Source organism: Kaistia dalseonensis, from assembly GCF_030814715.1.
Taxonomy (GTDB): domain Bacteria; phylum Pseudomonadota; class Alphaproteobacteria; order Rhizobiales; family Kaistiaceae; genus Kaistia; species Kaistia dalseonensis.
This window is the reverse complement of sequence record NZ_JAUSVO010000004.1, coordinates 495,470-506,850: the sequence shown is the minus strand read 5'-3', so window position 1 is coordinate 506,850 and position 11,381 is coordinate 495,470. Positions and strand designations below refer to the sequence as shown.

At 66.0% G+C, this 11,381-nt stretch carries 10 protein-coding genes and 1 pseudogene; 10 read left to right on the top strand and 1 reads right to left on the bottom strand.

Features of this window, described 5'->3' with window-relative positions:
• Window positions 1-12 precede the first annotated feature (12 nt).
• The 3 genes from araD1 to QO014_RS16110 all read left to right on the top strand — a co-directional run bounded on the left by araD1 (window position 13) and on the right by QO014_RS16110 (window position 4,930).
• On the top strand, window positions 13-1,008 hold the full coding sequence (araD1, locus tag QO014_RS16120) for an AraD1 family protein (RefSeq protein WP_266349736.1): 996 nt from the start codon (window positions 13-15) through the stop codon (window positions 1,006-1,008).
• Window positions 1,009-1,070: 62 nt separating this feature from the next.
• Window positions 1,071-3,134 (top strand): hydantoinase/oxoprolinase family protein, encoded by a 2,064-nt coding sequence (locus QO014_RS16115; RefSeq protein WP_266349735.1) that lies wholly within the window; start codon window positions 1,071-1,073, stop codon window positions 3,132-3,134.
• A 14-nt stretch (window positions 3,135-3,148) separates the two neighbouring features.
• Entirely contained in the window at window positions 3,149-4,930 is a 1,782-nt protein-coding gene (locus QO014_RS16110; protein WP_266349734.1) for a hydantoinase B/oxoprolinase family protein, read from the top strand.
• A 122-nt stretch (window positions 4,931-5,052) separates the two neighbouring features.
• On the opposite strand, the gene QO014_RS16105 is transcribed toward QO014_RS16110, so the two are convergent.
• Window positions 5,053-5,955, bottom strand: coding sequence for a LysR substrate-binding domain-containing protein (locus QO014_RS16105; protein ID WP_266349733.1), 903 nt, complete (start codon window positions 5,953-5,955; stop codon window positions 5,053-5,055).
• A 131-nt stretch (window positions 5,956-6,086) separates the two neighbouring features.
• On the opposite strand from QO014_RS16105, the gene hcaE reads away from it, so the two are divergent.
• From hcaE to QO014_RS16070, 7 genes and pseudogenes are all read left to right on the top strand, one after another.
• The gene (gene hcaE, locus QO014_RS16100) at window positions 6,087-7,451 is read left to right on the top strand and encodes a 3-phenylpropionate/cinnamic acid dioxygenase subunit alpha (protein ID WP_266349732.1); all 1,365 of its coding nucleotides are present in this window, start codon (window positions 6,087-6,089) and stop codon (window positions 7,449-7,451) included.
• Window positions 7,444-8,022: a 3-phenylpropionate/cinnamic acid dioxygenase subunit beta gene (gene hcaF, locus QO014_RS16095; RefSeq protein ID WP_266349731.1), complete on the top strand. Its 579-nt coding sequence runs from the start codon at window positions 7,444-7,446 to the stop codon at window positions 8,020-8,022. The genes hcaE and hcaF overlap by 8 nt, the downstream gene beginning before the upstream one ends.
• A gap of 3 nt (window positions 8,023-8,025) precedes the next feature.
• The gene (gene hcaC, locus QO014_RS16090) at window positions 8,026-8,361 is read left to right on the top strand and encodes a 3-phenylpropionate/cinnamic acid dioxygenase ferredoxin subunit (protein ID WP_266349730.1); all 336 of its coding nucleotides are present in this window, start codon (window positions 8,026-8,028) and stop codon (window positions 8,359-8,361) included.
• Window positions 8,358-9,170 (top strand): 3-phenylpropionate-dihydrodiol/cinnamic acid-dihydrodiol dehydrogenase, encoded by an 813-nt coding sequence (gene hcaB, locus QO014_RS16085; RefSeq protein WP_266349729.1) that lies wholly within the window; start codon window positions 8,358-8,360, stop codon window positions 9,168-9,170. The genes hcaC and hcaB overlap by 4 nt, the downstream gene beginning before the upstream one ends.
• Window positions 9,171-9,341: 171 nt before the next feature.
• The gene (hcaD, locus tag QO014_RS16080; RefSeq protein ID WP_266349728.1) at window positions 9,342-10,613 is read left to right on the top strand and encodes a 3-phenylpropionate/cinnamic acid dioxygenase ferredoxin--NAD(+) reductase subunit; all 1,272 of its coding nucleotides are present in this window, start codon (window positions 9,342-9,344) and stop codon (window positions 10,611-10,613) included.
• A 213-nt stretch (window positions 10,614-10,826) separates the two neighbouring features.
• A pseudogene (locus QO014_RS16075) lies at window positions 10,827-10,892 on the top strand (hypothetical protein); the annotation flags it as partial.
• 37 nt (window positions 10,893-10,929) lie between these two features.
• Entirely contained in the window at window positions 10,930-11,166 is a 237-nt protein-coding gene (locus QO014_RS16070) for a diguanylate cyclase domain-containing protein (protein ID WP_266349727.1), read from the top strand.
• Window positions 11,167-11,381 lie beyond the last annotated feature (215 nt).

The window sequence follows — 11,381 nt, the reverse complement described above, 5'->3', positions numbered from 1 at the left end:
TCGGAGCATTCCATGCGTCTTGTGCAGTTCAAGAGCCGTTCGGGCGAGCGGAAAGTCGGCTTTCCCGATGAAGGCGGCGCCTTCATCGTGCCCCTCGCCGGATCGACCACGGTCTATGATCTCGCCAGCAGCGCCATCGAGCGCGGCGTGAGCCTTGCCGCGGCCGTGGCGGCCGCCACTCACGAGGCGCCCGTCAGCTATGACGAGATCATCGCCGAAGGTCGGCTGCTTGCCCCGCTCGATCACCCGGAGCCCGCTCGCTTCTGGATCACGGGAACCGGCCTGACCCATATTGGCAGCGCCGACGCGCGGGACAAGATGCACGAGATCGCCCATGGCGCCGATGCCGACATGACGGATTCGATGAAGATCTTCCGCATGGGCCTCGAAGGCGGCAAGCCTGCGGAAGGCGAAGTCGGCGTGCAGCCGGAATGGTTCTTCAAGGGGCTCGGGACCTGTGTCGTGCCGCCGGAGACGGATATTCCGATGCCCGCCTTCGCGCTGGCGGGCGGCGAGGAGGCCGAGATCGTCGGCCTCTATCTGATCGGCCCGGACGGCAATCCCTGGCGGCTCGGCTTCGCGCTCGGCAACGAGTTCTCCGATCAGGTCACGGAAGCGCTCAACTATCTCTATCTCGCCCATTCGAAGCTGCGCGACTGCTCGATCGGGCCGGAACTACTGGTCGGTGATCTTCCCGAGGATACGAGGGGCAAGATCCGCGTCATCCGCGATGGAGAAACGCTCTGGGAGGGCGAATTCCTGAGCGGCGAAAGCAACATGTCGCATTCGGTCCGCAATCTCGAGCACTACCATTTCCGCTACGACATGTTCCGCCGGCCAGGCGACCTGCATGCTTATTTCTTCGGCGCGCCGTTGTTGAGCTGCGCCAATGGCGTCGAGACCCGCTCGGGCGACAGTTTCGAGATCGACGTGCCCGATTTCGGCCGTCCGCTGCGCAACCGCATGATCGCCACGCCCGCGCCGAGCTTCGTGGTGCGTTCGCTCTGAGCTTGACCCTATAGTCGCGGCCGCACTGCGCCGCGCCTTCCTTCTTCTATCTGGAGCCGAATATGGGCCTTCGCTTTGCCGTCGATACGGGCGGCACCTTCACGGATCTGATGGTCGCGACCGAAGAGGGCGTGCTCAGCATGCACAAGGCCTCGACCACGCCCTCCGATCCGGTCGCCGGCGTGATCGACAGCCTCAGGATCGCGGCCGAGGCGGCAGGCGAAGACCTGAACGCCTATCTCGGCCGTGGCGAGATCCTGGTCCACGGAACGACGCATGCGATCAACGCGATCGTCACCGGATCGACCGCGAAGACGGCCTTCCTGACCACGAAGGGCCATCCCGACACGCTGGTCTTCCGCGAAGGCGGGCGCATCGAGCCATTCAATTTCACCGTGCCCTATACGGAGCCCTATGTTCCGCGCGCGCTGACCTACGAAGTGCCGGAGCGCATCACCGTCTCGGGCGCGGTCAAGACGTCGCTCGACGAGGACGCCGTCGTCTCCATCCTTGAAGAAGTCCGGGCCGCCGGCGTTGAGGCGATCGGTGTTTCGTTCCTCTGGTCGGTGGTCAATCCGGCGCATGAACTCGCTGTCGGCGCGCTGATCGAGAAGCACCTCCCCGGCGTGCCCTATACGCTGTCGCACCAGATCAACCCGTCGATCCGCGAATATCGTCGCGCCTCGTCGACCTGTATCGACGCCTCGCTGAAGCCGATCATGGGCGCCTATATGCGCGGCCTGGAACAGCGCCTGCGCGAGGCGGGATTTCATGGCCGCGTGCTGGTCGTGACCTCGCAGGGCGGCGTGATGGATGCGGCGCGCGTCGCGGAAGCGCCGGTGCACCTGATCAATTCCGGCCCGAGCATGGCTCCGGTCGCCGCCAAGGCCTATGGCGCCGACGACGCTGCTGAGACGCTGATCGTCGGCGACACCGGCGGCACGACCTTCGACGTCTCGCTGGTTCGCCGTGGCCGTATTCCGCGCAGCCGCGAGACCTGGCTCGGCCAGCCCTTCCGCAGCCACATGACCGGCATGCCCTCGGTCGACGTGAAGAGCATCGGCGCCGGCGGCGGCTCGATCGCCTGGGTCGACCGGGGCGGACTGCTCCATGTCGGCCCGAAGAGCGCCGGCGCCGTGCCCGGCCCGGTCTGCTACGGCCGTGGCGGCACGAAGCCGACGCTCACAGACGCCTCGGTGGCGCTCGGCTTCATCGATGCCGAGTTCTTTCTCGGCGGCAAGATGGCGCTGAACAAGTCCGGCGCACTCGATGCGATCCGTAGCGATGTCGCCGAGCCGCTCGGCAAGACCGTCGAAGAGGCCGCCGAAGTGATCGTGGCGCTCGCGACCGAGCACATGGTCCAGGCGATCATGGATATCACCGTCAACCAGGGCATCGATCCGACGCAGGCGACCTTCGTCGCCGGCGGTGGCGCCGCCGGCCTGAACTGCGTCGCGATCGCGCGGCGCCTCGGCTGCAAGCGCGTGCTGGTGACCGAGGCAGGTGCTGCGCTCTCGGCCTCTGGCGCGCTGATCTCCGACCTGACCGCCCACCAGCAGGCGATGTTCCACACGCGCAGCGATGCCTTCGATATCGAGGGCGTCAACGGGGTTCTTGCCGGGCTGAAGGAGGCCTGCGACGCCTTCGCGGCCGGTCCGGGTGCCGGCGCAAAGGGCGTCGAGATCGACTGGTCGACCGAGGCGCGCTACACGGACCAGGCTTGGGAGATCGAAGTGCCGCTTCGCGTGCCGAGCTTTGCCGGCGGCGATGATGTCGGCGCGCTCGTCTCCGACTTCCACCAGATGCACCAGGACATCTTTGCCGTCAGCGACGACAAGGCCGGCATCGAAACGGTGAGTTGGAACGCCGAGGTCCGCTGCCGCATCGGCTCCGGCGTCCCGGGCCGTCTTGCCGCCGATGGCCGCCCGGCGAAGCTCGCCTCGCGGCCGGTCCGCTTCCTCGGCACCGACTGGATCGACGCCGATGTGTGGCGGCTCGAAGCGATCCCGCAGGGCGAGACGCTGGCCGGCCCGGCCATCGTCGAATCCGATTTCACATCGATCGTCATCGATCCCGGCGCGAAGGCCTGGCGCGACGCATCCGGCAATCTCGTCATCGAAGTCTGAGCGGAGAGAACACCATGACTGGCGCCAACGCCTCTGCCACCAAGACCATGGACGGCTCGACGCTCGCCGTACTAACCGCCCGCTTCGAGGGCATTGCCCGCAAGATGGCGAACACGCTGCACCGGACCGGACGCTCCGGCATTCTCACCATCGCGCGCGATTTCTCCTGCGTGGTGCTGACGGCGAAGCACGAGCTGCTCGCGACCGCCGAAAGCCTGCCGAACCACGTCTTGCGCGGGCCCGACATCATGTCGCGCACGATGACCGACAATCATCCGGTGCTGAAGCGCGGCGACGCCTTCCTCCATAATTCGCCCTACCATGGCTGCACGCATCCAGCCGATCACTCGATCCTGATCCCGATCATCGACGAGGAGGGCGTGCATCGGTTCACCGTGCTCGCCAAGGCGCACCAGGCCGATTGCGGCAACTCGCTGCCGACGACCTATATGGGCGCCGCCGTCGACGTCTATAATGAGGGCGCGCTGATCTTCCCGGCCGTCAAGGTTCAGGACAATTACCAGCACGTGATGGACATCATCCGCATGTGCCAGATGCGCATCCGTGTTCCGGACCAGTGGTGGGGCGATTATCTGGCTACGCTGGGGGCCGCCCGCGTCGGCGAACGCGAGATCCTCGCGCTCGGCAAGGAAATCGGCTGGGACCGGCTGGAAGACTATTCGCGGCAATGGTTCGACTATAGCGAAAAGCGCATGATCGAGGTGATCCGCGCCCTGCCGAAGGGCCGCGTGACCCGCACCAGCACGCATGACGCCTTCCCCGGCACGCCGGCCGAAGGCGTGACGATCAAGGCGACGGTCGAGGTCAAGCCCGACGAGGCGATGATCGAGGTCGACATGACCGACAATCCCGATTCAATGCCGAACGGGCTCAACCTGTCGGAGGCCTGTTCGCTGTCGGCGCCGATGATCGGCATCTTCAATTCGATCGATCACACGGTGCCGAAGAACGAGGGCAGCTTCCGTCGGATCAAGATCCATCTGCGCGATGGCTGCGTCGTCGGCCGGCCGCGCCACCCGACCTCATGCTCGGTCGCGACCACCAACATCGCCGACCGCGTCGCCAATCCGGTCCAGGCGGCGATCGCCGAACTCGCCGATGGCCTCGGCCAGGCGGAGACCGGCGCGCTGATACCGCCCTCCTGCGGCGTCGTCTCCGGCGTGCATGACGGCAAGCCCTTCGTGAACGAAGTCTATCTCGGCTGTACGGGCGGGGCGGGTACGCCCTGGACGGATGGCTGGCTCACCATCCTCCATGTCGGCAATGCCGGCATGTGCTACCAGGACTCGATCGAGATTGACGAGTTGCGCCACCCGATCTTCGTGCACCAGCGCCGGCTCATCCCGGATTCCGAAGGTGCCGGCCGCTTCCGTGGCGCGCTCGGCGCCTATTCGGAATTCGCGCCGGTCGATTGCGCCATGACGGTCGCCTATGTCAGCGACGGCAATGTCAATCCCGCGCTCGGCACACGAGGCGGCCTCGCCGGCGCACGCTCGGCCCAGTTCCGTCGCCTGGCGGATGGCTCGCTGCAACCGGTTCCCGCTTGCGCCGAAGTCGTGATCGGCCCTGATGAGACGATGGTTTCGATCAGCGGTGGTGGCGGCGGCTATGGCCATCCGCATGAACGCGATCCGGCGCGCGTCCTGCACGATGTTCGCGAAGGCTGGATCAGCCGTGAACGCGCCGAATCGGTCTATGGCGTCGCGCTCACCGAGGATGGCGAGATCGATGGCAAGATGACGGCCCAGAGGCGCGGCGCCGTCGGGCAGGTCTGATCCCACCCCGCTCCATCAAATCTGCACCGACCGAGATCAGGTTCGGTCGGTGCAGCCTGCCCGCACATGCCGGACGTTCCGGCGAGGCAGCGGCGACGCTGCGAGACCTCGAGGATGCGCGCCTATCGCCCAAGCCTCTCCCCCTGCTCCTGCCCAGTCACCCCGAAGGCGTCGCAGACGAATGTGCGGAAGGTGGTGGCGGCTTTTGATGGATCGGCGCGCCGCCAGGCCATGATCAGCGGTGCGGGGGTTGCCGGGTCGGCCAGCGGGCGTGTCGTCACGTTGCGGAAGACGAGTTCCTTCGCATAGTCCGGAAGAAGCGCGACGCCGCCGCCCATGCTCACCAGCGTCAGCAGCGTCAGCACATTGTCCGCCTCCTGGCCGCTGCCCATCACCACGCCATGCGCGCCCAGCCAGTCCTGCGTGATCCCATGCAGCACGCCGGCCTGCCGCGGATTGATCCGCACGAGGTTTTCTCCCGAGAGATCGCGCGCTGCAATCGCCGCCTTCGCCGCGAGCCGATGGTCGGCCGGGATCACCGCAACCATCTGTTCTTCCAGCACAGTCTCGCTCGCCAGCCGGTCGTCGTGCAGCGGCGGACGCATGAAGGCGATGTCGATCGAGCCGTCGAGGAGCCCGTCCTCGAGTGCGCCGGTGGGGAGGTTCTGGAACGTCATGGCGAGGCCGGGCATGCTCGCCCGCATCAGCGGCAGGACGCGCGGGAAGATCTTCACCTCGGCCGCCGGCACGAAGCCGACATTGAGCGTCGCCCGGGCCGGCCCTGCCGCCTGGCGGGCGAGCTGGCAGGCGCGCTGCGCCTGCGCCAGCACGAGGCGCGCCTCGTCCAGGAAGACGCGACCGGCCTCGGTGAGCGCGACATGCCGCTTGTTGCGCGACAGAAGCTCCACCCCGACCTCGTCCTCCAGATCGCGGATCTGGTGGCTGAGCGAAGGCTGAGCAGTATGCAGCCGCTCAGCGGCCCGCGTGAAGCTCAGTTCCTCGGCGACCGCCACGAAATAACGCAAATGTCTCAGCTCCATAGGCTTATTTAGACCTAAAAGCTCTTACTGTCCAAGTTATAAAGTATTTCCATCCGCCGCGCGCTCTGTGCAGTTTCGAGGAATTCAAGAAGAGCAACAACGCTAGGAGGAGCGCTGTGGACGACTTGTTGCATGTCCGTTCCCTTGTCAATTCCCGCGAAGGCACCGTAAAGCCGGCGATCTATACGGATCCCGACATCTATCGGCTGGAGCTTGAGCGCATCTTTGCGCGCAGCTGGCTGTTCCTCGCGCATGAAAGCATGATCCCGAAGGCCGGAGACTTCTTCACGACCTATATGGGCGAGGATGCCATACTGGTCGTCCGGCAGAAAGACGGCTCGGTCGACGCCTATCTTAACCAGTGCCGGCATCGCGGCATGCGCGTTTGCCATGCCGATGGCGGCAATACGCGCGCTTTCACCTGTCCCTATCACGGCTGGTCCTACGGTCTCGACGGCGCGCTCAACTCGGTGCCGCTCGAGAAGGAGGCCTATCGCGACCAGCTCGACAAATCGAAATGGGGTCTGACCCGCGTGACGCGGGTCGCGACCTACAAGGGCCTGATCTTCGGCAATTGGGACGCCACCGCCCCGGATCTCGAAGACTATATGGGCGACATGAAGTGGTATCTCGACGGCTTCCTCGACCGTCGTGCCGGCGGGACCGAGGTGCTGGGCGGCGTCCACAAATGGACGATCGACTGCAACTGGAAATTCGCTGCCGAGCAGTTCTGTTCCGACCAGTATCATGCCCCCTATACCCACGCCTCCGCCATCCAGGTGCTGCAGCCCACGACCGCGAACAAGGCCGACGGCTCGCCACTCGGCGAGGGCCAGACCGCGAAGCCAGTCTGGGCCGATGCGCTGGGCGGCGTGCAGTTCTCCGGCAATGGCCACGGCTCCGCCTTCTTCTTCACGGGCAAGCCGGACGCCAATGTCTGGGTCGGTGGACAGGTCTCGGCCTATTTCCGCGAGCACTATCCGGAGGCCGTCGAACGCCTCGGCGAAGTCCGTGCCAAGCGCCTCGCCGGCCACAACACCATGTTCCCGACGCTCTCCTGGCTGAACGGCACCCAGACGCTGCGCGTCTGGCACCCGCGCGGTCCGGACAAGATCGAGGTCTGGGCGTTCTGCCTCGGCGACAAGGAGATGCCGGACGACGTCAAGGACGCCCTGGTCAAGAGCCACGCCCGTTCCTTCGGTCCGGCGGGCTTCCTGGAGCAGGACGATTCGGAAAATTGGGTCGAGGTGCAGAAGGTGCTCAAGGGGCATATCGCCCGCAAGACGGATTTCTGCATGCAGATGGGACGCGGCTTCGAGGAGCGCCGCACCGACGGTATTCCGGGCCTCACCAACTACACCTTCGCCGAGACGGCCGCGCGTGGCTTCTACCAGCACTGGGCCGACATGATGTCGGCTGAGAACTGGGGCGAGATCGAGGCTCTCGCCAAGGCCTCCGAGAAGGAGCTGACCAATGTCTGATCTCGCGACACTGGACAAGGCGCCGCTCACCAACGAAAAGCTCGAGAAGCTCGCGGCGGAGATCTACCGCGTGCCGCTCGAACTGCAGCGGGAGATCGAGCAGTTCCTCTATTTCGAGGCCTCGCTGCTCGACGACTGGCGTTTCCGCGACTGGCTCGAACTGTTCGCCGAGGATGTCAGCTACGTGCTGATGACGAACACGCAGTCGCAGACCCGCGACCGGCGTCGCGGCGTGCACCCGCCGCTGACCTACATCTTCAACGAGGACAAGTACCAGCTCGAACGCCGTGTCGCGCGCCTCGAGACCGGCATGGCCTGGGCGGAGGAGCCGCCTTCTCGCACACGCCACCTCGTCGCCAATCTGCGCGTCCTCTCCTATGACGGCGAAGTCGTCGAGACGGCGAGCAACTATCATATCCACCGTGCCTCGAAGCAGACCGACATCTATTCCTTCGTCGGTACGCGACGCGACAAGCTGCGCCGCGTCGGTTCCACCTGGCAGATCTTCGAGCGCAAGATGGAACTCGATCAGTTCGTGCTCGTCGCCCCCAACATTTGCATCCTGTTCTAGAAAATGAGCGAGATCCACGTCTGTTCCGTTGACGCGCTGCCGTCCGGCGAAGGCCTCCGTGTGGAGGCTGAGCCGGCGGTCGCCGTCTTCCATGTCGGTGACGCCTTCTATGCCGTCGCTGATATGTGCACCCACGCGACCGCCTCGATGTCGGAGGGCTATGTCGACGACGACGCGACGGTCGAGTGCCCGGTTCATGCCGCGCGCTTCTGCCTGAAGAGCGGCCGCGCGCTTTGCCTGCCGGCGACCGAGGCGCTGCGCACCTTCCCGATCGTGATCCGCGATGGCGAGGTCTATGTCGACATGGGCGCCGATGCGCTCAGCGAGGCCGCAGAATGAGCTGGCTCAAGGGTGAGGCGTGCCTCGTCACGGGCGGTGGCTCCGGCCTCGGCCGTGCCATCGTCGAACGCTTCCTGGCCGAAGGCGCACATGTCGGCGTGCTGGAGCGCTCGCCGGAGAAGGTCGACCAGCTCAAGGCCGATTTCGGGTCCGACATCGTCGCCGTTCAGGGCGATGTCGCCGATTTCGCTTCAAACGCGGCCGCCGTGGCCGCAATGGAGGCGCAATTCGGCAAGCTCGATTGCTTCATCGGCAATGCGGCGATCTGGGACCATGGCGCAAGCCTCGTCGGCACGGAGGCCGAGCAACTGGCGCGCGGCTTCGACGAATTGTTCTCCGTCAATGTGAAGGGATGCCTCCTCGGCGCCAAGGCGGCGGCGCCGGCGCTCATCCGCTCCGAAGGGTCGATGATCTTCACGCTGTCGAACTCGGCCTTCTATCCCGGTGGCGGCGGCCCGCTCTACACCGCCTCGAAACATGCCGTGGTCGGACTCATTCGCGAGCTGGCCTACGAGCTTGCGCCGAAGGTCCGCGTCAACGGCGTCGGGCCGAGCGGCATGGCGAGCGACCTGCGCGGCCCGGCAGCACTCGGCCAGCAGGATCGCCGCATCATGGATTCGCGCTCGCCCGAGGCGATCCGCGCCATCCTGCCGCTGCAGTTCTTCCCCGATCCCGTTGATTTCACCGGCCCCTTCGTGCTGCTCGCTTCACGTGCCAACAACCGCACGCTGAGCGGCGTCATGATCAATGCCGATTGCGGGCTCGGCATCCGTGGCATCCGGCATGTGGCAGGCGGCCTCGATCTCTAGATCACCATGCATCCTGCCGGACGCAAAGAGGCGATCTGGCTCCTTATCTTCGCATCGGATCGACCCGAAGATCCACTTTTCGGTCCGATGCTCCAGGGACCGCAAACGGCCGTCCCCATGCCTGTTCCCCACAAGGGCAAGCCGCGCAAGAGCGGCGATCGGAGGACACCCATGACCCTATCCGAGCATCCGACCCCGATCGAAGCCGAGCCGGCGCGGGACGAGCGCAGCTTCGTCATCATCGGCGGCGGTCAGACCGGCGCCGTTGCGGCCGTCGCACTGCGTGACGAGGGCTTTGCCGGGCGGATCATTCTCGTCGGCGAGGAAACGCACCTGCCCTATGAGCGCCCCCCGCTCTCCAAGGACGTGCTGATCCAGCCCGATAAGGCCAAGGTCACGATCCATGGCGCGGATGTCTATGCCGCCCGCGCCATCGAGACGCGGCTCGGCCGGCGTGCGACGGCGATCGACCGCGCCGCTCGCATCGTCACGCTCGACGATGGCGAGACGCTTGCCTATGACCGGCTGCTCATCGCGACCGGCGCCCGCCCGCGTCCCTATCCACTGCTCGACGCCCTTGGTGGGGGCGTCTTCACCATGCGCACGCTCGGAGACGCCGAGGCGCTGCGCGCGGCCATCGCGCCGGGCAAGCGGCTGCTCGTCGTGGGTGGCGGCGTGATCGGGCTCGAGGTCGCGGCGAGCGCGACCGTGCTGGGCGCCACGGTCACGGTCATCGAGCGTGGCGACAGGCTGATGGCGCGGGCGGCGCCGCAGCCGCTCGCCGACGCGCTGATGCTGATGCACGAGGCACGCGGCGTCCGTTTCGCCTTCGGCGCGGCGCTGGCGGATGCGCGGCGTACCGAAGGCGGCGGCTTCCTGCTGACCTGCGAGGATCGGCGCAGCTTCGAGGGCGACCTGATCGTCTACGGCATCGGCGTGACCCTCAACACCGAGCCGGCCGTCGCGGCCGGTCTGGCCATCGACAACGGCATCGTCACCGACGAATTTGGCCGAACATCCGATCCCGCGATCTATGCGGCCGGCGACGTGGCGCATCAGTGGCATCAGTCGCTCGGCCGGCATATCCGACAGGAAACGTGGCAGAATGCGCGCGTGCAGGGCGCGGCCGTCGCCGCCGCCATGGTGCGGGACGTGCCCTGCGCACACGAACTCCCCTGGTACTGGACCGACCAGTACCAGAGCAATTTCCAGGTCGCGGGCTCGCCCGAGGCGACCGACTGGATCCGCCGCGGCGACCCGACTGCCGCGCGCTATACGCTCTTCGGCGTCACGGACGGCCGCATCGTCGGCGCGGTGACCGTCGACAATGGCCGCGAGATGCGCCCGGCCAAGGAGCTGATCGCATCCGGGCGCCCAGTCGACCTCGAAGCCCTCCGCGATCCCAAACAGGACCTCCGCAAGCTCGCCGCCGCGGTACGGTGAGGCCGAGGCGTCAGACGGCTCAACAGGCCCGTTCGACGGGTGATCTATCGGGCATTGCCGTGCAAACCGACGGCGCCGAGGACATTTTCTGTATTCTGCATCCCGCACTGGTCAGCCTCGACGTTCAAGTTGCTGAAGCACCAATTGCCGTCTGTGATCGGCAGCACCGAGTGACGGGAATAGCCGAGCGGAGCCGGCCTTCCCAACCGCCGCATGTTTGATGAAGCGCTGGCGCGCGCGTGGCGCCGGGCGCGTCGCACCGGCGAGGCCGCGTCATTGCTGTTGCTGGACCTGGATCACTTCAAGGAAGTGAACGATGCGCTGGGTCATTCGGCTGCTCGAACAATTGCCGGGTGCGGCTATCGAGCATCCCACACGCGGTCGACTGACCGCCAGCATCGGCGTCGCGACGCTTTCGGCCGGCGAGGACGCAGACGCCTGGCGCCATCGAGCCGACCGCGGGCTCTACGCCGCCAAAGCGGCGGGACGAGCCACGACCCGAGAAGCCATAGCCCAGAGCGCTTCCGAGCGAAGTGGGCACCGGTTTGCGTGAAGGAAGCGCGACAAATCAAATAGATAGATCATTTCGGCGTTTCCATGAAACGATGAAATGATCTAGGCGACGACCCAAACGACCGACGACACTGCCCAGCCTGGCTATTGAGCCGGCGCATCGTGGGCTCAGCCTGAGCCAAGAGGATCGTTTGCGCCCCGTCGGCGACATCCCCCCCGAGTGTGCGCCCCGCATCGCCGCGACATGACGAAGCT

Bases quoted from the DNA above. Each gene is read 5' to 3' on its own strand.
- araD1 (WP_266349736.1), top strand. From the start codon at position 13: ATGCGTCTTGTGCAGTTCAAGAGCCGTTCGGGCGAGCGGAAAGTCGGC.
- QO014_RS16115 (WP_266349735.1), top strand. From the start codon at position 1,071: ATGGGCCTTCGCTTTGCCGTCGATACGGGCGGCACCTTCACGGATCTG.
- QO014_RS16110 (WP_266349734.1), top strand. From the start codon at position 3,149: ATGACTGGCGCCAACGCCTCTGCCACCAAGACCATGGACGGCTCGACG.
- hcaF (WP_266349731.1), top strand. From the start codon at position 7,444: ATGTCTGATCTCGCGACACTGGACAAGGCGCCGCTCACCAACGAAAAG.
- hcaC (WP_266349730.1), top strand. From the start codon at position 8,026: ATGAGCGAGATCCACGTCTGTTCCGTTGACGCGCTGCCGTCCGGCGAA.
- hcaB (WP_266349729.1), top strand. From the start codon at position 8,358: ATGAGCTGGCTCAAGGGTGAGGCGTGCCTCGTCACGGGCGGTGGCTCC.
- hcaD (WP_266349728.1), top strand. From the start codon at position 9,342: ATGACCCTATCCGAGCATCCGACCCCGATCGAAGCCGAGCCGGCGCGG.
- QO014_RS16070 (WP_266349727.1), top strand. From the start codon at position 10,930: ATGCGCTGGGTCATTCGGCTGCTCGAACAATTGCCGGGTGCGGCTATC.